Origin of the sequence: Alkalibacter saccharofermentans DSM 14828, from assembly GCF_900128885.1 — a bacterium.
Taxonomy (GTDB): Bacteria; Bacillota; Clostridia; order Eubacteriales; family Alkalibacteraceae; genus Alkalibacter; species Alkalibacter saccharofermentans.
Genome location: NZ_FQTU01000005.1, coordinates 101471 through 124188, shown reverse-complemented (window position 1 = coordinate 124188; position 22718 = coordinate 101471). Strand labels below are relative to the sequence as shown.

16 protein-coding genes and 1 riboswitch are annotated in these 22718 nt (G+C 42.4%); of the genes, 13 read left to right on the top strand and 3 right to left on the bottom strand.

The genetic code is table 11. The annotated features are described in order from the left end of the window. The first annotated feature begins 109 nt into the window (after positions 1-109). From BUB93_RS05135 to BUB93_RS05120, 4 genes are all read left to right on the top strand, one after another. Positions 110-295 carry a helix-turn-helix domain-containing protein gene (locus BUB93_RS05135; RefSeq protein WP_073270012.1) on the top strand — a complete coding sequence of 62 codons (186 nt, stop codon included), beginning with the start codon at positions 110-112 and terminating at the stop codon, positions 293-295. Positions 296-672: 377 nt separating this feature from the next. Then, positions 673-2703 (top strand): sensor domain-containing protein, encoded by a 2031-nt coding sequence (locus BUB93_RS05130; RefSeq protein ID WP_073270011.1) that lies wholly within the window; start codon positions 673-675, stop codon positions 2701-2703. 278 nt (positions 2704-2981) lie between these two features. Continuing rightward, a riboswitch (cyclic di-GMP riboswitch) is annotated at positions 2982-3064 on the top strand. A gap of 67 nt (positions 3065-3131) precedes the next feature. Then, positions 3132-4961 (top strand): FapA family protein, encoded by a 1830-nt coding sequence (locus tag BUB93_RS05125; RefSeq protein WP_073270010.1) that lies wholly within the window; start codon positions 3132-3134, stop codon positions 4959-4961. A gap of 117 nt (positions 4962-5078) precedes the next feature. Continuing rightward, a complete protein-coding gene (locus BUB93_RS05120; protein ID WP_073270009.1) occupies positions 5079-6500 on the top strand; it encodes an MATE family efflux transporter in 1422 nt (473 codons plus the stop codon). A 79-nt stretch (positions 6501-6579) separates the two neighbouring features. Here BUB93_RS05120 and BUB93_RS05115 read toward each other — a convergent pair whose 3' ends face one another. Both BUB93_RS05115 and BUB93_RS05110 read right to left on the bottom strand, forming a co-directional pair. Further along, positions 6580-7707: a Gfo/Idh/MocA family protein gene (locus BUB93_RS05115; RefSeq protein WP_073270008.1), complete on the bottom strand. Its 1128-nt coding sequence runs from the start codon at positions 7705-7707 to the stop codon at positions 6580-6582. 10 nt (positions 7708-7717) lie between these two features. Next, positions 7718-8482 carry a DeoR/GlpR family DNA-binding transcription regulator gene (locus tag BUB93_RS05110; RefSeq protein ID WP_073270007.1) on the bottom strand — a complete coding sequence of 255 codons (765 nt, stop codon included), beginning with the start codon at positions 8480-8482 and terminating at the stop codon, positions 7718-7720. A 139-nt stretch (positions 8483-8621) separates the two neighbouring features. Here BUB93_RS05110 and BUB93_RS05105 point away from each other — a divergent pair, with 139 nt between their 5' ends. The 5 genes from BUB93_RS05105 to BUB93_RS05085 all read left to right on the top strand — a co-directional run bounded on the left by BUB93_RS05105 (position 8622) and on the right by BUB93_RS05085 (position 16410). Continuing rightward, the gene (locus BUB93_RS05105; protein ID WP_073270006.1) at positions 8622-10919 is read left to right on the top strand and encodes a formate C-acetyltransferase; all 2298 of its coding nucleotides are present in this window, start codon (positions 8622-8624) and stop codon (positions 10917-10919) included. A 10-nt stretch (positions 10920-10929) separates the two neighbouring features. Then, positions 10930-11775, top strand: a complete 846-nt coding sequence (locus BUB93_RS05100; RefSeq protein WP_084116990.1) for a [formate-C-acetyltransferase]-activating enzyme — start codon at positions 10930-10932, stop codon at positions 11773-11775. Positions 11776-11924: 149 nt separating this feature from the next. Continuing rightward, positions 11925-12518: an HD domain-containing protein gene (locus tag BUB93_RS05095; protein WP_073270004.1), complete on the top strand. Its 594-nt coding sequence runs from the start codon at positions 11925-11927 to the stop codon at positions 12516-12518. Positions 12519-12625: 107 nt separating this feature from the next. Continuing rightward, a complete protein-coding gene (locus BUB93_RS05090) occupies positions 12626-15115 on the top strand; it encodes a bifunctional diguanylate cyclase/phosphodiesterase (protein ID WP_073270003.1) in 2490 nt (829 codons plus the stop codon). A 101-nt stretch (positions 15116-15216) separates the two neighbouring features. Further along, positions 15217-16410 (top strand): anaerobic nitric oxide reductase flavorubredoxin, encoded by a 1194-nt coding sequence (locus BUB93_RS05085; protein WP_073270002.1) that lies wholly within the window; start codon positions 15217-15219, stop codon positions 16408-16410. 195 nt (positions 16411-16605) lie between these two features. On the opposite strand, the gene BUB93_RS05080 is transcribed toward BUB93_RS05085, so the two are convergent. After that, positions 16606-17565, bottom strand: a complete 960-nt coding sequence (locus BUB93_RS05080) for a 1,4-dihydroxy-2-naphthoate polyprenyltransferase (protein WP_073270001.1) — start codon at positions 17563-17565, stop codon at positions 16606-16608. A 128-nt stretch (positions 17566-17693) separates the two neighbouring features. On the opposite strand from BUB93_RS05080, the gene trxA reads away from it, so the two are divergent. From trxA to clpB, 4 genes are all read left to right on the top strand, one after another. Beyond that, entirely contained in the window at positions 17694-18056 is a 363-nt protein-coding gene (gene trxA, locus BUB93_RS05075; RefSeq protein ID WP_278278372.1) for a thioredoxin, read from the top strand. A 14-nt stretch (positions 18057-18070) separates the two neighbouring features. Then, positions 18071-18928, top strand: coding sequence for an NAD(P)/FAD-dependent oxidoreductase (locus BUB93_RS05070; protein WP_073269999.1), 858 nt, complete (start codon positions 18071-18073; stop codon positions 18926-18928). Between the two features lie 220 nt (positions 18929-19148). Beyond that, a complete protein-coding gene (locus BUB93_RS05065; RefSeq protein WP_073269998.1) occupies positions 19149-20090 on the top strand; it encodes a DnaJ C-terminal domain-containing protein in 942 nt (313 codons plus the stop codon). A 21-nt stretch (positions 20091-20111) separates the two neighbouring features. Further along, positions 20112-22694 carry an ATP-dependent chaperone ClpB gene (clpB, locus tag BUB93_RS05060; RefSeq protein ID WP_073269997.1) on the top strand — a complete coding sequence of 861 codons (2583 nt, stop codon included), beginning with the start codon at positions 20112-20114 and terminating at the stop codon, positions 22692-22694. Positions 22695-22718 lie beyond the last annotated feature (24 nt).

The following is a 22718-nucleotide window of genomic DNA, read 5'->3' as shown; positions in this document are numbered from 1 at the left end:
GATGAGGGCATATGTTGACAACTTATTATAGGAAAGATAAAATTATAATGTGTTTTTCAAAGTTTTTTCGAAACCAAAACAAAAATCGTTTCAATACTGGGGGATGGGCATGAAAAAAAGAAAATTAACCACATTTGGAATCGAGGTAAAGAATAAGCTGACCGATTTGAATATTACGCAAAAGAAGCTTTCGGAGGAATTGGGTTTCTCTCCAGTTTATTTGAGCATGATACTCTACGGAGAAAGATCCGGGGAAAAATATATCAATGAAATTAAAAAATACCTTGATTTATAAAAAAATATAGAATATGTTATCGGAAAATACACGAAACATTCTGGAATTCATTGACGAACGGGTAGAAACGGTTTATGATTTGCTGGTAGAAAAAGGAGTCCAATACGAAAATGATGCAATGACTTGTCCTAGGGCATTGATCGATGGCCCATCAGTTAAGCGCCTCTAATGAAGAGATATCAAGCGCAGTCCAGTCAATAGCATCGAACATGAACGCTACATCTTTAAAAACCCAATAGATAGGTGCGGGAGTTGAAGATATGAGCGGAGCTTTGGATAGCGTGACTTCAGTGACCAATTCCGTACTGAATCGGCAGAAATGCTCAGCAAGTTGATAGATATTTTTAAATAAGATGATTCCGGAAAGGTGGGTTTAATTGAATCAAACAAACGAGGATACTCAAGTTGTAAAAAATAACAGTCACTATAAAATTCCTTGGATAAAGGCCGGTAAAGTTGTCGGCCTTTATTTTCTTGCAGGTTTTGTGATCACTGCTTTTTCGAGTATAAAATTTGAAGGCAGATATGCCATTCAAACCGGTTGGGGGATTCTGATGCTGGGGGTTTTCTTCTTTGTCGCAGTTTCCTATAGGCATCTAAAACGTTATAACGAGATGGCTGCAGAGATTGAAAAAGGATATAAGCTCCTTGAAGAAAGAAATGTATTCAGCTTATACCTTCAGCAGAAGCTTAAGACCGACAACGATTATTTGAGAACCATAATCCACGAGGCGCCTGTGATGATAGTTGCATTTGACATGGACAACAAAATAGTGGAATTTAATCCAAGGTCTCAACTGGTAACGGGATATACCAGGGAAGAAGCCATAGGAAAAGATGTGGTGGAGCTGATAAGTACCCAAGGGAACGAAGAAAACAGCAGAAAGATAATTTCTAAGATTAAAAATAATTTCAAAGTAAAAAATAACGAAGCCCCCATCAAAAAGAAAAACGGAGAAGTGGCAGAGGTGCTTTGGAACAACGAAATATACCATGATGAATATGGAAATGCGGCAGGCATAATAGCCATTGGACTTGATACCACAGATAGAAAGGAAATGGAAAAGAGGCTTCACAAGCTCGCTTATTATGACCACTTGACGGGGATGTCCAATATAACGCTTTTCAAAGAAAAGGTAGAGCTTGTTGCTAAAGAAATTGAAAATACAGAAAAGAAGGCTGTGCTTATAATACTTGATATTGACGATATAAAGCACATAAATGACACTCTAGGCCATCAGGCCGGGGACGAGCTGATCCGACACATCGGTAAAATAATCAAAAGCTACATCAGCCAAACAGGTCTGTATGCGAGGATAAGCGGAGACAGCTTTGTATGCCTAGTTTTGTACAATGAAAAGGAGGAGCTGTTGTCCCTGACTGAAAATGTCTTTATGAATGTCAGAAAACCGTGGATTTACATGGGGCAGGAATACTTTGTAACCGTGAGCATGGGGGGAGCGGATTATGATACGGACGGCAAGGATTATGCGACTCTTTTAAGAAAAGCCGACATCGCTCTGACCTGGTGCAAGGAATCCGGAAAGAACAGATACGTTTCATATGAAAAAATGATGGGGGATAAGACTCTTAGGTTCATGGAGCTAGGCCGGGAGATCCGAAAGGCCATTAAAAGTGAAGAGTTTGAGCTTTATTATCAGCCCAAGATAGATGTTAAAAGCTGCGGGATAATCGGGGCGGAAGCCCTTATAAGGTGGAAGCATCCCTCAAAGGGGTTTGTCTCACCGGTAGAATTCATACCTTTTGCAGAAGAAACCGGATATATAAAGAGCATCGAGAGGTGGGTATTTGAGACGGCCTGTAAACAGAAAAAACATCTGAAAAAGGTCGGTTATGAAAATATTCAGATGAGCGTGAACATGTCAGGAATCAGCTTGGCGGAACCTGATACGGTGAACTTTCTTCAGTATCTCGTCAATAAATACGAGCTTCAAACATGGGACGTAGTAATAGAGATAACAGAAACTGCAGTAATCAAAGATCTGGGTCACGCAATCGATACCCTTAACAAGCTCAAATCCCTGGGCTTTATGATAGCATTGGATGATTTCGGAACTGGATATTCATCCCTTACGCATCTGCTTAAGCTTCCTATCGATATCGTAAAGGTAGACCGCACGTTTATTATGCAGATCTGCGAGGATAAGGAAACTGAAATCATTTTTGAGTCGGTAGTCAAGCTTTGCCACAAGCTTGGACTCATTGTCGTGGCAGAGGGAGTGGAGACTAAAGACCAGTTTGAGCTTATCAAAAATTACAATTGCGACATAGCACAGGGGTATCTTTTCGGAAGACCCATGCCCAGCGGAGAGTTCATGAGCATAATGGAAGAATTGGTGTCATTGAGTGAGAAAAACGATAAATATTTTTCATGGCGTGTTAAATGATAGAGGAATGATCCGATAAAGACAATAAGAGCACAGATAAGAGGAGGGATTTTCTTTGATCAATTAGAAGAGTTAAAGGCTTATACGATATTTCATTTTGAGACGGAAGAGGCTTGCGCGAAAGAAGCAGGTTACAAGAAGCTGTTTTCACACAAGGTTTATCATGAGGAGTTCATAAACGAGATAAAAAGCGTCGAATTAAGGAAGGTGGACGATGACATAGTCAAAGAATGAATATTTTTGACACTTAAATTGCATTATGATAATATTTTATAAAATATAAAAAAAAATAAAACCGTCGAAGGGCGGTGACGCAAAGCTACGAGTTTACGCCGAAGGATAGGATGGTCGGGTTGCCGGAATATAGTCTGTAAACTAAAATTTTATAAGGCAGCCTTTGGGTTGACCTTTTTGTGGAGGGATTGCATATGATTTTTGAGACGATGAGCAGCAGGGAAGCCATGGAGAGGGCTGTAAAGCACTTTAAATGCAGCGAGGAAGAGCTTAGGATTGAGGAACTTGAAAGTCCATCGACAAAAATGGTGGGCCTGGTTAAAAAATGCGGCAAATTCAACATAGAAAAGGTTAAATCCGAAATAAAAGAAGATCCGAACAACAGGGACGGCCATGTAGAAATCATTGATGGAAAGCTAGCGGTAACGGATGCTACAGGCAAGGATTCACAACCCTCCGTGTTCATTAAAGGTCCACAGATGGACACGTTCCTTAACGGTGAGAAGGCATCCGTCAATACGATTTTAAGCGCCCAGGATCAGGTCAGCTTTGCATTTGAGGATATACCGGCAGAAAAGCATTTAGAAGTGGAATTTTCAAATGATAAAGTTTGCGCTTATTTGACCATTGAGCGAAAATACGGCAAACGTTTTCATTTGAAGGATATTCCAAAATCAAGAAAAACAGTTCTTGAGCCGGGGTTTGACCTTGTAGAACCGAAAAAAGTTTCTTTCAAAGAGTGCATATCGACATTGGTAGATTATGGCATAAAAAGAGAGCTTATAGACGAAGCTGCAGTAAGAGAGGGCTGTGAAGCAAAGGAGACTGTAAAGGTCGTTGCGGCAAAGGGGAAAAGCCCCGTTGCCGGCAGAAAGACAGAATTTTATTACTGTGAAGAATTAAGAGATAAGGAGATTTTGCAAGGGCTTGAGCCGATAGTGAGAAAAGGAGATCTTTTGGCTAAAAAGATCATGCCTGCAATAATGGGATATCCAGGGATGAACGTCCTAGGTGAGATCATAGAGGTATTGCCTGTTGAAGATGAGGAACTTATCCCTGGAAAAGGGGCAGAAAAAAGGGGAGATGAGCTGTATTCCCTTGTAGACGGAAGGCCATTTGGCAAAAACGGTCAAATTGGCGTGATGCCGCTGCTGACAGTAATCGGCGATCTGGACAAGGATACTGATGATATCGATTTTGACGGGGATGTAGTAGTAAAGGGAAATGTCCAGGATAACATGGTGATAAGGGCTACGGGAAACGTAAAGATTATGGGTTCTGTGCATCATTCCCAAATATTTGCCATGCAAAACATCGACGTAGAGGGAAAGGTCGTAGGAGGAAGGCTGCAGGCAGGAGATGAAAACAGTATTTTTCACGTGATAGTCAATATCGTGGAAGAAATGACAATAGAAATCGAAAAGATATTCAAAGGCCTCCATCAGGTCGAAGTAAAGGATGAAAGAGAAATTCTTGAGATTATAAACATAGGAAAGGATAATCTCGATGAATTGATAAAGGAAATGGAAAGAAGCGCAGTCTCCATGAATATCTCTCAGCTTGAAACATTAAACGAACTGAAAAAATCAATCCTGCACGCATTCTTGGAAATGAAGCTGCTGCATCGGCTGGGATTTGCAGAGCTTAAAGAAATATATCAGACGTTGAAGGACTATAAAAACCTAATGGATGAAGAGCTGAAGGACATTAAGATACTTAGAGTCAAGTACGCTAAAAGCGCTACTGTAAATTCCAGTGGAGACATAATAATAACCGGAGAAGGAAGTTACCAGTCTAACCTTATGGCGGGAAGGAAAGTAATCTGCGAGAAATCAAGCAGCGTCGTTAAAGGCGGGACCATCATAGCGGGAAAACAAATCAATGCAGGAGTAGTTGGCGCCCCAAGCGAAATCGCCACCTTTTGCAAGGTCCTAGACGGCGAAGGAGATATAAAAGGCAGATTTTACAAAGGCACCACCCTGGTGGTCAAAAACATTCAAAAAGAATATGTTGCAATAGAATAGAACTTATGCGCAAAAGTCCTTGATTTTGGTAGAGGTTGCTAGTAGAATAATATTATGGACAATTAGTTAGCACTCTAATTAATTTCAGTTAAAATGCATAATCGAGGAGAATGAAACATGGACAATGCTACACAATTGGGGGAAGCTAAAGTATCGAAGCTTCTCATTAAATTTTCAGTGCCTGCAATAATAGGAATGCTCGTAAATGCCATTTACAATTTAGTAGATAGAATATACATCGGAAACGGGGTAGGATCTTTAGGAATAGGTGCTACTACGGTAGGATTTCCGGTGATGCTCATAGCGATGGCTTTTTCGATGTTGATAGGCTTTGGTGCGAATTCAATCATATCGATACGATTAGGTGAGCAAAAGAAAGAAGCAGCAGAGAAGGTTCTCGGAAATGCCTTCGTGCTTTTTATAGGAGTTGCCTTGTCGATTACAGTTTTGGGGCTTGCATTTTTGGAGCCAATGCTTAGATTTTTCGGAGCAAGCGAGGCAATAATGCCCTACGCAAAAGACTATATGACGATTATACTTGCAGGGAACATATTCCAGTCTTTAAGCTTTGGGATGAACAACTTCATAAGAGCAGAGGGGAATCCGCAGATTGCAATGAAGACAATGCTCATAGGAGCAGGGATAAATATCGTATTGGATCCTATATTTATTTTCACCTTTGGTTGGGGAATGAAAGGGGCGGCGTTTGCCACTGTTTTATCCCAGGCGGTTTCAATGGTATGGGTGCTTTACTACTTTTTCGGCGGAAAAAGCTTATTGAAGATTCACAAAAGCAACATGCGCCTAGAAATGAAGACAATTAAATTAATAGCAACCCTGGGATTCGCTCCCTTTGCGATGCAGATTGCCAGCAGTCTCCAGAATATGGTGCTAAACCAAAGCCTCCTCGAGTACGGTGGCGATGTGGCCATATCCGGCATGGGGATAACGATCAGCGTCATCACCTTGATACTTATGCCAATGTTTGGCATAAATCAGGGCGTACAGCCAATTATAGGCTATAATTACGGCGCCAGAAAATACGACAGAGTCAAGGAAGCCCTCAAGCTAGGGATAATGGCGGCTGTTGGGATAGCGACTTTTGGTTTTGTGGCGACTAGGCTTTTTCCGGAACAGCTCGTTTCTATATTTAACAGGTCGGATGCGGAGCTTATCGCAATCGGAAAGCTGCAGATGAAAATCAGCCTTTCCATGCTGCCATTGATTGGATTCCAGGTAGTTGGATCAAATTATTTCCAGGCGGTAGGAAAGCCTAAGCACGCTTCGTTTTTAAGCTTGTCCCGGCAGTTCTTCTTTTTGATTCCCGCTTTATTGATAATACCCAGATTTTTCGGACTTAAAGGAGTGTATGCATCCATGCCCCTGGCAGATCTTTTAGCCTCCATGGTAACGGCAGTATTTTTGATCAGAGAGATGCGGCATTTGGACACCAGTCATGCTCAAGGGTTGACCAACAGGAAAGAAAAAAGGGCTGATGATATTAAGATCGATGAAAATATAATAAAAGAATCAGCGTAAACTAAAAGTATCCCTTGCTTGAAATCAAGCAAGGGATGCTTTTTTGACCAGCCGGGTCCACTGGCTTAAATAAAGTGTATTAATTATCGAAGCTGATCCAGCTGTTATCCCTCTCAACGGATTCATAGGCCAGGGCGATGATGCGCTGGGACAGATAGGCCTCTTTAAGGGTGGGAGTTTCCGGATGGAGGATTTTACCCGCATTTACGTTGTTTAAAAAGTTCTTCATGGACGCCAAATGGGCATTTACCATCCAACCCAGGTCGAATTTATGGCTTGGATATATAGTCTTGTGGTATTTAGCAAAGTTGCCTTCAGCTTTTACTGCGCCCCTTTCCATCACCCCTGTATCTTGAAGATAAACGGTGGGGAAATCCACATCGTCGGAATGGATTTTGATGCTCCCCTTGCTTCCGTAGATCTCTATAATTGTATCTTCCTTAAGGTCTGAGGTAATCCTTGACACCTCCAAAGTGCCCTTGGCCCCGCTTTCCATCACCAGATTTAAAAGAGCCCATTCATCCACCTCTGATGGCACCTTGTGGGTCCGTGAGGCATCTGCATATCTTTCCTTGTAGTAGATATCCGTCTGGGCCATCACCTTTTGTGGTTCCCCTAGCAGGAACCTTACCGAATCGGCCATATGAATCCCCAAATCCACAAGGGCTCCGCCACCTGCCTTGTCTTGAGAGAGCCTCCAGGACATTGGTCTTTGGGAATCCAAATATCCTTTATGATAAAGAGCGAATCTGAAGTGGATTATATCCCCGATTTTTCCGGAGGCAATTAAATCCCTTGCCATTGCGATAGCCGGAAGGAATCTATACATGAGAGCGCTCTGATTGACTATTTGTGACGCTTCGGCAATTTCAGCAAGCTCCTTGGCATGGTGTATGTCTTTTGCAACGGGCTTTTCCATATACAGGGGTTTTTTCGACGCCAGAACCTTAGTTCCTTGCTCGTAGTGCAAAAAGTTAGGTGTGCATACATCCAGTGCATGAACCTCGGGATCATCCAACAACTGTTGAAGATCTGATGTTACGTATTCAAAACCTGGAAACCCTAGATCTTTTTTGCTGCTCACTGCCGCGTATAGCTCCGGGGAATATTCCATGTCTTCAAACATGGTCTTCATGGCGTACAATCCGATAGCGTGGATTTTTGCTATTCCTCCATATCCTACTATCCCTAAATTGATTTTTTGCATATTAATCCTCCTATAAAATTTTTATTTTAGATTTTTTCAATCGGTTCTGAATGGTCTTTGATGGCAAGTCTTCCGTTATGACTGTATCAATTTGAGATAGTTCGGCAAACTTGTAAATCCCTTCGTGAAAGAACTTTTTGTTTTCCATAACGAGAAAAACCTCCCTGGCAGCGTTTATGAATGCCCGCTTGGTGTTGCCGTCCTCCACATTGAAGGTTGTTAGGCTTCCGGTCTCAAGATCGATGCCGCAGCTTCCTATAAAAACCTTCTGGACGTTGTACTTTTTTATGGAGTCGATGGTCTCGCTGCCGACAAACCCTCCGGCGTCCGGAAAGAACATGCCTCCGGGGCTGATTAGAGTCACCGACTTGCTTTTAGATAAAATGTATAAAATATCCACTGAATTTGATATAACCGTTAGTTCCAGTCCGGAGTCTCGGATAAGCTCGGCGAGAACCATGTTGGTGGTGGAGATGTCCAAAATTATTGTCTCTTTTTTCTTTAAAGCATCAAAAGCTTTTTGAGCGATGATTTTTTTTACAGGTCTCACAGCAGGGTCCTTCCTGTCGTTAACTGTAGAAAAAGAAACAAGCTGTTTCTTCAATATGGCTCCTCCGTAGGTCCTTTGTATTACTCCTTGCTTTTCCAATACTTTAAGGTCTTTTCTGATGGCGTCTTCTGAAATCTTATATTCTTCACTAAGCTTTTTTACAAAAACCTTGCCGTCCTGGCAGATTCTTTGATATATCTTGTCGAGCCTTTCCTGGGCAAACATAATTATCCTCCACGTTACATACTTTAAATTCATTATAGTACAGGTTAAAGAAAATAAAAAGATAAAACAAGAAAAAATATTGATAAACAATATGAATTGATATAGAATAAGAGTAAATAATAATGTAGAGGTGAATAATATGTCTCAAGCCAGCGAAAGAATAGAAGCATTAAAAGACCGACTTTTCGAAAGCAAAAGAGAGCTGTCCCTTGAAAGGGCCAGGCTTTATACAGACAGCTATATAACTACCGAAGGGATGCCCCCGGTAATGAGAAGGGCTATGGCTACAGCCCATATACTGGAGAATGTAGAGATACAGATCAACGAAGGAGAGCTCATAGTAGGAGACAGAACTGTCAAGTCTAGATCCGGCATTGCATCTCCGGAGATGAGCCCGTATTGGATTCGTGACGAGCTGGAAACTATGGCTGAAAGACCCCAGGATCAGTTCTTGGTATCAGATGAAGACAAGAAATATTTCAATGAAGTGCTGTACCCTTATTGGGAAAAGAATTCATTGAAGGATTACGTTGACTCAAAGATGACGGATATAGTAAAAGCCAGCATCAAGGATGGAATCGTTAAGATAAACCAGACCGACAAGGGGCAGGGACATATAATTCCAACATTTGAAAAGGTATTAGGACAAGGCTTGGGGTCAATGATAGAAGAAGTCGAAGGATACTCAACCAAGTACCAGGATAATGATTTTTACAAGGCAGCTTTGATTACCCTTAAGGCTACGCAAAAATTTATATTGAGATATGCAGAGCTTGCCAGAAAAATGGCTGAAAAAGAGCCGGATGACAAGCGTAAAGACGAGCTGATAAGAATAGCTGAGATTTCAGAGATGGTATCAACGGAAAAACCCGTTGAGCTTTACGACGCGCTGCAGCTGTTTTGGTATGTGAACCTTGCTTTGCAGTTTGAGTCAAATGCAAGCTCGATCTCGCCGGGAAGATTCGACCAATACATGTACAGATTTTATAAGAAGTCACTGGATGAGTGCGAAGACAAGGAATTTTTAAAGGAGCTTTTGAGATGTCTATGGCTTAAAATGAATGACGTGGTTTTATTAAGAAGCGAAGACAGCGCCAAATATTTTGCAGGTTTTCCCACAGGTTATACAATAATTTTGGGGGGAGTGGACATAAACGGCAGGGACGCCACAAACGAGCTTTCCTACGTAATATTGGACACTTACGGCGACATAAAGCTTCCACAGCCTAACCTTGGAGTCCGGATTCATGAAAAATCCCCTATAGAATTTCTAAATAAAACGGCAGAAACCATCAGGCTTGGGACAGGAATACCCCAGGTGTTCAACGACGAGGTAATAATACCTGGGTACTTAAACAGGGGAGTATCTTTGCCTGACGCCAGAGATTATTCGGTGGTAGGGTGTGTTGAGCTTAGCATACCCGGAAAGACCTACGGGCTTCACGACATCGCGCTTTTCAACCTGCTTAAGGTGCTGGAGGTTACGCTGGAGAGAAATCACGAAAAAATAAGCTCATTTGATGATTTGATGCAGGGAATAAAAAACACCATCGACGAATATGTAGACTACATGGTGGAAGGTTCTAATATAACTGACGAAGCCCATGGAGCATTTGCCCCGACACCTCTTTTGTCTTGCTTCATAGAAAAATGCGTTGAAAACGGAAGGGACGTTTCCTGGGGTGGAGCAATATATAACTTCTCGGGTGTTCAGGGAATAGGAATTGCAAACTTGAGCGATTCTTTATATATCGTCAAGAAATACGTCTTTGACGACAAGGAAATAAGCCTGGGAGATTTAGTGGAGCTTTTAAGAGACAATTACGAAAACAATGAAGTATTGAGGCAGAAGTTCATAAACAGATACGAAAAATACGGAAATGACGTTGACGAAGTGGATTACCTGGGTTCGGAAGTTCTGACGTATTACTGCAAGCAGGTGGAAAAATTCAAAAACCCACGGGGTGGAATATTCCAGCCGGGATCGTACACAGTATCAGCCCACATACCTTTGGGAGAAGCTGTTGGAGCCACTGCGGATGGAAGGCTTTCCAAGGAACAGCTGGCAGACGGAGGCCTGTCCCCTATGGTTGGAAGGGACAAGCACGGCCCTACCTCGGTTCTTAAGAGCGTGAGCAAGCTTGACAACTACCTGACTACAAACGGAAGCTTGCTGAACGTGAAGTTTTCACCGTCGGTGATGAAGGGTACAGAGGGAATACGGAATTTCGTGGCATATTTAAGATCCTTCATGAGACTTAAGATACAGCATATCCAGTTCAATGTTGTATCCGCGGATACCTTGAGAGCTGCCCAGGAAGATCCGGCGAAATACAGGAACCTGGTCATCAGGGTCGCAGGCTACAGCGCGATATTCGTAGAGCTAAACAAATCCATCCAGGACGATATAATAAAAAGAACAGAACACGGTTTTTAAGGAGGCCTTGATGAAGAAGCCTTTGATATTCAACATACAACGCTACAGCATCCATGACGGGGGCGGAATAAGGACTATGATATTTTTCAAGGGGTGCCCTTTACGGTGCCCCTGGTGCTCAAATCCAGAGTCTCAGGAAACCGGGGTGGAGATTATAAGGAAAAATAGCCTTTGCATACAGTGCATAGCTAAAGATGCCTACACCTGCCCGGCTAAGCCTGAGGATTGTCCAACAGGTGCCTTGGAGTATGTAGGCAAGTCAATGAGCATTGAAGATTTACTGGAAGAAGTCAAAAAGGACATGGTGTTCTACGATACAAGCGGTGGGGGAGTGACGTTGTCCGGAGGGGAAGTGCTCTTGCACGGTGAATTTGCTTCAGAGCTTCTTAAGGAAATCAAAGCCCTGGGAATCCACACTGCAATTGAAACCACAGGGCATGGAAGCTGGGAGCTTCTTGATAGGATGACCGACTATACGGATTTGGTTCTGTTTGACTTTAAGATAATGGACAACGACAAGTTTGCCCGCATAATAAAAGGAGATCTTGACCTGGTGCTTCAGAATTTTAGCAAGCTGATGGAAAAGAACGTTAAGGTAATTCCACGAGTTCCGTTGATACCCGGTTATACAATGGATGAGGAAAACATAGAAAAAATGATAGGCATACTGAAGAAGCATCCCAAGTTAGAGGAAGTTCACCTTTTGCCTTTTCATCAATTTGGAAGCTCGAAGTACAAGGGTATAGGCAAGGAATATACAATGGAAGATGTCAGCCCTCCTGAGGATGATGTGGTTGAAAAAATAAAAATAGACTTTGAAAAAGCCGGATATACGGTTTATATAGGCGGAAGATAAGCGGGAGCAAAACCATTTACGGGTTTTGCTCTTTCCGCGTCTTTCAGCCTTGTTTGATAACTTTACTAAATTGATATAATAGTTTTGAAACCTGTCCCAAAACCGGGTTTTGTGATATCATAAAAGTAAAAAATCGGGAGTGAAAACAGTTGGGCAGACTTAAAAGACAACTTGAATTTATTATCGAAATAGACAAGCTGAAGCATATACTAAGGCAAAGCGTGCTTATACAGGACAGAAGGAATGAAAATGATGCAGAGCACTCCTGGCACCTAACGGTGATGGCGATGGTATTAAAAGAGCACTTCGTGGATCAAGATGTCGATCTGCTGAAGGCGATGAAAATGACTATAATCCACGACCTGGTAGAAATTTATGCAGGAGATACTTTCTGTTACGATGATGAGGGCAACGGGGACAAACTCGAAAGAGAAATTGAAAGCGCAGGGAAGCTTTTTTCGATTTTGCCAGAGGATCAGGAAGCTGAATTTTGGAGCTTGTGGGAAGAATTCGAAGAAAGAAACACCAAGGAAGCAAAATTTGCAGCCTGCCTGGATCGAATGCAGCCACTGCTTCTAAACAGCAGGACTGAAGGGCATACATGGAAAAGGCCTGAAGTGAACAGGGACAAGGTGCTGGAAAGGAACATGATTCTTAAGGATAATGCACCGGCTCTGTGGCAGGAGGTCGTGGAAATCGTAGATAGAGCAGTCGACCGGGGGCAGCTTAGAGTCACTAATTAAATTATAAGAGAAAAAATCATATGTAAGAACATACCGATATATACTATTGGAGGTTGAAATATTTTTATTGGATAATGCAATAGGGCAAGGGCATGATTAATTGAAAAGTGGTGATTCATATTAAAAGCGACGACAAGCTTCTGATAAAAATTGAGGAACTGGAAAAAAAATTCGCCGAATTTACCAAGATGAAAAAAGGTATAGACCCCAAAAAAGAGTCGGTAAAAATTATATTTATTTATCTGGTGATGGGAAGCCTCTGGATAACGCTATCCGATAGATTGGCTGCACAGCTATTTGAAGATGTAAGGACCTTGGCGCTGTTTAGCACATGGAAGGGTTGGCTGTACGTTTTAGTTACCGGGTGGATTTTTTACGGCATAATTTTTAAGAGCCTTGTTTTGTACAGAGATTCCATAGTCATAATATATAATAACTACGAAGAATTGAGTTCTGCCCACGAAGAACTCATAGGCATAGAGGAGGAGCTTTCGGAAAAATACGATGAGCTGGAGCAAAGCTATCATAAACTGTCTTTAAGTGACCAAAAGTACAAGCTGGCGGTGGACGGGGCAAAGGACGGAATATGGGAATGGGACATAAAAGAGGATCGGTATCTTTTTTCGGAAAAGTGGCTGAAATATTGCGGATACGATCCGTGGCAGATAAAAAATACCATAGACGGCTGGAAGGGATTGTTGCACCCTGAAGACGCTGACGAGGCAGAAAGAACCCTCAAGGAATATTTGAATAGCGGCAATGGAGGTTACCAAAACATTTACAGGATAAGATGCGCCGAGGGCTCTTATAAGACGATTCTAAGCAAGGGAGTATGCATATGGGACGAAGAAGGCAATCCTGTAAGGATGGCAGGATCCCACACAGATATAACTCAGCAGATGATGCTGCAGGAAAGCCTTAGGGAAGAAAAGGAATTTTCTGATAATGTGATAAAAGAATCCGCAGTGATCATAATGCTTCTGTCTCTAGAGGGAGAGATCCTAAGGTTCAACGATTTTGCCAGAGGAATAACAGGTTACGCAGACGAAGAAATCAAAGGGAAAAAAGTATTCGAACTGTTCCCTAGAAATAAGCAAGATAAAATAAAGGGATTATACAGGGAAATAATAACCGGTGAAAATGCAAACTCAATCGAAGAAAAGATAATAACCAAGAACAATAAGGCGGTAGACGTGCTCTGGAGCTTTAGTCCACTACACGACAACGTCGGAAACACCAGAGGAATAATCCTTAACGGAACTGATATAACTGAGCGGAAAGAAATGGAGAGGAGGCTTTATCACGCAGCGTACTACGACGAACTAACCCAGCTGCCCAATAGGGCGATGTTCAACTTCAAGGTTGAAGAAAAGCTGTCTGAAATTAAAGGCACAAACGATCAAATGGCGCTGTTATACTTGGATATCGACAACTTTAAGCATATAAACGAGATATATGGTTACATTGTAGGCGACGAGCTGTTAAGATATGTGGCCAGCGTGCTGTCCCACACCGTAAGTTCAGAAGGAATCACAGCGAGACTCAGCGGTGACGAGTTTATAGTTTCCATGGAAGGCATCAAAGGTGTTGATGACGTGATCGATCAAATAAATGAAATCAATTATTGCCTGTCAAAGCCCTGGATCCACAACGGGCAGGAATTTTACATCAATATAAGCTGCGGCGTAGCCATATATCCTAAAGACGGCGATAATCTAGGCACATTATTAAAGCGAGCAGACCTTGCGGTGTTCAGCGCCAAGGAACAGGGTAAAAACAGCTACTGCCTCTTTGCTGAGGAGATGGAGGATAAATCTAAAAAATATATGGAAATGGACAACATGCTTCGAAAAGCCATTTTAGGCAATGAGTTTACCCTTCATTACCAGCCCCAGGTAGATGCCACAAACGGAAAAATCAAAAAGCTTGAAGCTTTGATAAGGTGGAATCACCCGGAAAGAGGCTTCATATCTCCGGAAGAATTCATACCGATAGCGGAGCAGACCGGGCATATAGAGGCAATAGGGGAATGGGTGGTAGAAGAGGCGTGCCGACAGATAAAGAGTTGGAAAGGCAAAGGCATAACTACACCCAAGGTTTCCATCAACCTTTCCAGTACCATGCTTAGCAGGCAAGGAATATCAGAAAAAAGCATTGAGACTATAAATAGAAGCATCCAAAATGTAGATGTGGAGTTTGAGATAACTGAAACTGCAATACTCACCAATGAAAAAAACGTTCTAAAGGCTTTGGATATTATGAAGAAAAATGGCATAACCATTGCGCTTGATGACTTTGGCACGGGATATTCGTCACTTAACCACCTTCAGAACCTTCCTATCGATGTGCTTAAAATAGACAGTTCGTTTTTAATGAACATCCATAAAAGCGACAAGGAAAAAAGCCTCTACGAAAGCGTAATACAACTTGCCCACAGCCTGGAGCTTGAGGTAGTTGCGGAAGGAGTGGAGACGAAAGAGCAGGTGGAATTCTTAAAGGAAAACAAATGCGACACGCTCCAGGGGTATTACTTCAGCAGGCCGCTGCCACCGGACAAGGCAGAGGTAATCATTGCAAATGGATTTATAAAGATTTGATATCTTGTTTTTCTTTGTATACTCAAGGTTGTAGTGTTTAAAGTCTTCAGGCAGGGTATAAATTAGTATTGAATAGTTGAATAAATCACAGGAGGTTCACAATGAGCAAAAAAATAACCGACAAGGTAACGTGGGTTGGCAAAATAGACTGGGAGCTTAGAAGCTTTCACGGGGATGAGCTATCGACCCACAAGGGCACATCCTATAATTCGTATTTGATAAGAGATGAAAAAACTGTTTTAATCGATACTGCTTGGGAGCCATACGACAAGGAGTTCGTATCTAATCTAAAAAAGGAAATAGATTTAAAGGATATTGACTACATAGTAATAAATCACGGAGAAATCGATCATAGCGGGAGCTTGGTCGCACTTATGAATGAAATACCGGATACCCCAATATATTGCACGGCAAACGGTGTAAAGTCTCTTAAGGGGCATTATCACAAAGATTGGAATTTCGTGCCGGTAAAGACAGGTGACACCTTAGATATTGGATCTTCGACTCTAGCGTTTGTAGAGGCAAGGATGCTGCATTGGCCGGACACGATGTTTACTTATATGTCGGGAGACAATATTCTTTTCAGCACCGATGCTTTCGGACAGCATTATGCATCGGAGATGTTATTTAACGACTTGGTGGATCAGGATGAGCTTTACAGTGAGGCTTTCAAATATTATGCAAATATCTTGACCCCTTTCAACAAGCTGGTCATTAACAAGATAAAAGAGGTAGTTGCCATGAACCTTCCTCTAGACTACATATGCACAAGCCATGGAGTTATATGGAGAGACAACCCGGCTCAGATAATCGAAAAATATATCGAGTGGGCAAATGACTATAAGGAAGATCAAATAACCATTCTGTACGACACCATGTGGGACGGTACGAGAAGGATGTCCGAAGCTATAGCCAAGGGTTTGATTGAAGGGGACAAGGACGTGAGGGTAAAGCAGTTCAATCTTTCAAAGTCAGACAAAAACGATGTCTTATCCGAGGCCTTCAAGTCAAAGGCGATACTGGTAGGATCCCCCACGGTAAATAAGGGCATAACCTATGCTACTGCAGGGATACTGGAGATGCTAAAGGGCTTGGGGATGAAAAATAAAAAAGCAGGAGCATTCGGCACTTATGGATGGAGCGGCGAGTCTGTTAAGATAATAGAGGATTGGCTCCATGAGGCAGGCTTCGAGATTCCTCTTGAGAGCGTTAAAGCAATGTGGAATCCGGATGAAGCGGCGATTGAAGCTGCTGAAAATTTCGGAAAGCTGTTTGCAGCTGAGTGCCTTGACTGAGAACTAAAGAGGGTTGAAGTTAAAAAAGCGTGGATATAGAGGTAGATCTGGTATATAATGATACTAGAGTAAGTTAAATAAAATCTTACAGATGAGGAAGCCTCATCTGCTGGATTTTACAAGATCCTTCCTAAAAGTGCATTCTTGCTATACTCTCTCCCGACTATACTGCAAGTCGCTTTTGGTGGAGGATCTTTAGAATCCAGTTGCCTTTAAGACAACTGAAATGCTTAAAACGACGAGCAAAGTGAAGTTGATGATCAAAAAGTTTTTTATGGACACTGAAAAGGTGTCTTTTTTTGTCTGCTTTATTTTAAATGTCCCGATATTCTTTCGTACAGGCAAGAACGTGACAAGGCAGATTAAAGCATATAAGGGAAGGGTTTGGGAAAATATCCCCAAAAATATGGCTATATAAGAGGAGTAGCTAGCTGTTTCAAATAGCCTCAGCCCGTTCTTTTTTCCTATGTATATAGGAAGAGTGTAGCGTTTGTTGGCGATGTCCTCTTCCATATCGCAGAGGTTGTTGGCAAGCATTATATTGCCTATACCGGCGACCAAAGGCCAGGATATTATCAGAATCCTGATCAAAAAATCCATATCTGCATTTAAAGTGAAAACTGCTTGTGAAAACGATAGGACAATGGGATCCAATTGGTGGGTTTGTATGAATACCGCTAAAAAGGGTATAAAGAAACCCATGAAAAACCCGGAGAATATTTCCCCCAATGGAGTACGGGATATGGGAACGGGACCGAAGGAATAAATAATTCCCACAAAAAAAGATGCGGCTCCGATTACCAGTACCAATGGGTGGGTAAATAGGTAAAGTGCTGACCCGGCTAGAAGGGCAATGATTATGAGCACTGCCAGAGTCTTTCTGACTATTGAGGCTTTTATGCCGAATTTGACTATGGCATTGTGCTTTTCGTAGCCATATCCCTCTCTTTTGTGGGCTTTTACAAAATCGTAATAGTTGTTAAGAACCGTTACTGCCATATCAAAGCATAGCAGGGATAAAAGCATCAAGGTGAAGTTGATTAAGTTGAAGGCACCATAGCGGTAATAGGCGTATGCCGATCCAATAAAAAAGGGTATCATGCTGGCTACCTTCGTTTGTATTTCCGCCAGCTTTAAAAAGGTTGATATGTTCATTGTAAATCTCCTTGTCTTTTGATAAAGTTATTATAACATTTGTCAGATAGTTGTAAAGTAACAAGTGTAAAAAGGCAATTATTTTCATAGGGTGTTTACAAATACCCCCTGGGGGTATATAATCAGAGGTGAGAGAAGCAACACATAAACTTAAAAACAATTTGGAGGTATTTTATATGAAAGAAGTTATGGACAGCACTTTTGTGGAAGAAGTAATAAACAACGAGCAACCGGTATTGGTTGATTTTTGGGCGCCTTGGTGTGGACCTTGCAAAATGGTAGGGCCGGTGATGGAAGAGCTCAGCAAACAGTACGACGGAAAAGTCAAAGTAGTAAAGGTAAACGTGGATGACAATCCTGAGATTTCTGAGACGCTAAAGATTACGAGCATACCTACGATCGTGCTTTTCAAAGAAGGACAGCCCAAGGAAGCGGTAGTAGGATTCAAGCCTAAAAATGTGTTTGAGAAAATGGTAGAAAAACATCTGTAAGAGGAGAGTTATAAATGAGTGAGAGATATGACATTATAATTGTGGGCAGCGGACCCGCTGGAGTGTCAGCTGCGATAAATGGTGTCATCAGAAATAAAAAGGTCAAGGTATTCGGAAGCAAACACTTAAGCGACAAGCTTGAAAAGGCTCCTAGAGTGGACAATTATCTTGGATATCATGCAGTCAGCGGACCGGAGCTTAAAGATGTATTTGTAGAGCATTTAAATCAAATGAATATAGATATCACTGAGGAGAAAGTAGATGCGGTTTACGCCATGGGTGAATATTTCGCAGTCACTACCAAGGACAACACCTATGAGGCTGATTCTGTAATAGTCGCATCCGGCGTCAGCAACAAAAAGAGTCTTCCCGGAGAAGAGGCCTATTTGGGAAAAGGCGTAGGATACTGCGCAACATGCGATGCGCCGATTTACAAGAACAAAAAAGTAGCAATAGTGGCTTACCACAAGCACGCAGAAGAGGAAGCGAACTATATGCTTGACGTTGCCAGTGAGGTCTACTACGTGCCTGTTTATGGCCAGCCTGAAAAAATCAGGGAAGGCGTGAAGGTCATCGCCGGAAAGCCAAAGCAGATTTTAGGTTCTGAGCATGCCGAAAAGCTGGTGCTTTCAGATGGAGAGATACTTGCTGACGGGATATTCATACTAAAGGACAGCGTGGCTTTAGACCAACTGGTTCCCGGCGTGGATATACTGGAAAACCATTTTAATGTCAATAGGAACATGGAGACGAATATACCGGGACTGTATGCTGCAGGAGACTGCACCGGAAAACCCTATCAATACCTTAAGGCGGCAGGGGAAGGACAGGTAGCAGCGCTTAACGCGGTGAGCTATTTAGACAAAAGATAAGATTTTGTAAAAATGAATAATATTCAAGAGAGTAAACACATGGTGTTTGCTTTTTTGGGTTTAAAGACAGCTTAAGTCAAACTTATGGAAGAGATACAGATTCGTTTAAAAAGATTGGCTATGGGTATAAAAATAATGAACCTTTGATGTAAAAAGACATACAAACAACGGGATCAGGTGCGAGTTGCCTGATTTTTGTGTATCGGAAAGAGGTGTTCTAATGAAGTACAAAGATTATTACGAAATACTGGGGGTAAAGAAAGAATCTACTTCGGATGAGATAAAAAAAGCGTACAGAAAACTGGCAAAAAAATATCACCCGGATGCAAATCCTGGAGATAAAAAAAGTGAGGACATGTTTAAGGACATAAACGAGGCCTATGAAGTATTGGGAGACGAGGAAAAACGGAAAAAATACGATGCGCTAGGAAGCGGACAGCAATTTTCAAACGGGTATGACTTTGATCCTTCCCAGTTTGGTTTTGACAGAGGCGGCGGCAGATATACTTACACCACGTCCGGCGGCGGAGATTTCAGCGACTTTTTTAACGCCTTTTTTGGTGGTGGTTCAAGAGGCAGCGACGATTTTGACATAGAAGACCTTTTTGGAAGAGGTTCGTCCAGGAGGGCTTACTCTTCAAGGAGCAAGGGTGAAGACCTTGAAACCGAGATCAGCGTAACTTTGGAAGAAGGATACCGGGGAGAGACCAAGAAGGTATCATTTACAAGAGAAGGCAAAAAAGTAAGCTTGAACATAAAAATACCAAAGGGCGTAAAGCGGGACGAGCGGATACGTCTTTCCGGTCAGGGAATGCCCAGTGCAAGCGGTGGAAAAAGCGGTGACCTTTACCTTAAGATAAAGCTGGTGAAGGATAAGAATGTTGAGCTGGATGGATTGAATATTCATAAAAGGCTGGACCTTTACCCGTGGGAAGCGGCACTTGGGACAAAAAAGGAAGTGGAATCTTTTGGGGAGAGGCTCTCTGTAAAAATTCCAGCAGGCATACAAACAGATAAAAGCATACGGCTCCCCGGCAAGGGTTATGTAGATAAAAGCGGGAAAAGAGGAGACCTGTATGTTAAGATAAGATTGGTTAATCCACAGACTATAACCCCGGAAATTAAAGGTATATATGAAGAAATGAAAAGCAAATTCAGGTAATGATGTGATGGAGGGTTGAAAATGAACATTGAGAAATTTACGCAAAAAGCGCAGACAGCTATTGCATCTTCCCAAGAATACGCCGTCAGGTTTGATAATCAGGAAATAGAGCCAGAGCATCTGAATTACAGCCTGGTAAAGCAGGATGATGGATTGATACCCAAATTGCTTGGTTACATGGGGGTAGACGTGGCTTTATATGCAAAGGATATTGAAGATGTTTTGGAAAAGCTGCCTAAGGTATACGGAGGGTCGGCCAACAACTATGTATCAAGAAGGTTCAACCAGGTAATGATAAATGCCCAGGATGAATCAAAGAGATTCAAGGATGAATATACCGGGGTTGAGCATATTTTTATCGCTCTTTTAAAAGAAAAAAACTCCAAATCGGAAAAGGTGTTCAAATCTCACCAGATCACGAACGAAAGGTTCATGGAGGCCCTGAGCAAGGTAAGAAGCGGACAAAGGATAGTCAGCCAAAACCCTGAAGACACTTATGATGCGCTAAAACGCTTCGGCAGGGATCTTGTTGAGCAGGCCAGAGAGGGCAGGCTTGATCCGGTGATCGGAAGGGATACAGAAATCAGGAGAGTAGTAAGAATTCTGTCAAGACGGACAAAGAACAACCCGGTTTTAATAGGCGAACCCGGTGTCGGGAAAACAGCGGTGGTAGAGGGGCTGGCCCAGAGAATCTTAAAAGGTGACGTGCCAGAAGGCTTGAAGGACAAGACAATATTTGCCCTTGATATGGGAGCTTTGATCGCAGGGGCTAAATACCGGGGTGAGTTTGAAGAAAGACTCAAGGTAGTTTTAGACGAAGTGCAAAAATCAAAGGGTCGGATACTCCTTTTCATTGACGAGCTTCACAATATAGTGGGTGCAGGGAAAGCGGAGGGAGCTATGGACGCTGGAAACATCCTAAAGCCAATGCTTGCCAGGGGAGAGCTTCACTGCATCGGGGCAACTACCCTGAACGAATACCGAAAGTACATCGAAAAGGATGCGGCTTTGGAGAGGCGCTTCCAACCGGTGATGGTGGACCAGCCAAATGTTGAAGATACCATCTCGATACTAAGAGGGCTAAAGGAAAAGTTTGAAATTCATCATGGGGTAAGAATAACTGACAATGCGCTCATAGCCTGTGCCGTGCTATCCAACAGATATATAACTGATAGATTTCTTCCAGATAAGGCCATAGATCTTATGGATGAGGCTGCTGCCATGATCCGGACTGAAATAGACAGCATGCCTGCCGAGCTCGACGAGATCAGCAGAAAGATAATGCAGCTTGAAATAGAAAAACAGGCTCTTAAAAAGGAAACCGACAAAGCATCTCTAGAAAGGCTGAAAAATATAGAGAAGGAAATTGCAGCATTTAGAGAAAAAGGGGATGTGATGCAAGCTCAGTGGGAAATGGAAAAGAAGAGCATTATGGGAGAAAAGGAGCTGAAGCTTGAGATAGAAAAGGTCAACAGGGAGATAGAAAGGGCTGAGAGGGAGTACGACCTTGAAAAATTAGCCAAGCTTAAGCACGGAAGGCTGCCTGAGCTGCAAAAACAGCTCGAAGAAGCAAAATCACCGGTGGAGAGAAAGCTCTTAAAGGAAGAGGTTACAGATGAAGAAATAGCTCAAATCGTATCTCGGTGGACAGGGGTTCCGGTTGCAAAACTCATGGAACAGGAGAAGGAAAAGCTCTTGAAATTGGCAGATATTCTTCATCAGCGCGTCATAGGCCAGGACGAAGCCGTAGAAGCCGTGAGCGATGCGGTAATAAGGGCCAGATCCGGCCTTAAGGATATCAATAAGCCCATTGGATCCTTCATATTCCTTGGTCCTACGGGGGTAGGAAAGACAGAGCTTGCAAAATCATTGGCTCAGGCTTTGTTCGACAACGAGGACAATATCATAAGAATCGACATGAGCGAGTATATGGAAAAGCATTCTGTATCCAGACTTATAGGAGCGCCTCCGGGATATGTAGGCTACGAGGAAGGGGGACAGCTCACTGAAAGCGTAAGAAGGAAACCATATAGCGTAATACTTTTTGATGAAATAGAAAAGGCTCATTCCGAAGTATTCAATGTTCTTTTACAGCTATTGGATGACGGTAGGCTTACTGATAGCCAGGGACGTACTGTAAACTTTAAAAATACGGTCGTGATAATGACTTCCAACATAGGCAGCACTTACCTGCTTGAAGGCATAAATTCCCAAGGAGAAATAAGCGAAAAGGCTCGGGAACAGGTAATGTCACAGATGAACCGCCATTTCAAGCCTGAATTTCTAAACAGGATAGATGAAATTGTTTTGTTCAAGCCACTTAAAAAATCCGAAATAATCAAGATTATAGATCTGGCTTTGGAAGAAGTTGCAAATCGGCTTGCTGACAGGGGGATTGCCCTTAAAGCAGATAAAGAGGCAAAGGAACTAATTGCTGAAAGATCCTATACAAGCATATACGGGGCAAGGCCGGTAAAGAGATACCTGCAAAAAAATGTGGAAACCGTGCTTGGCAGAATGATAATAGCAGGGAATTTACTAGAAGGCATGACAGTCAAGATAGGAACAGACAATGGGGAGTTGAACTTCTACATTGATGAGTAAACATGTATGAAGGGTACGATGCGA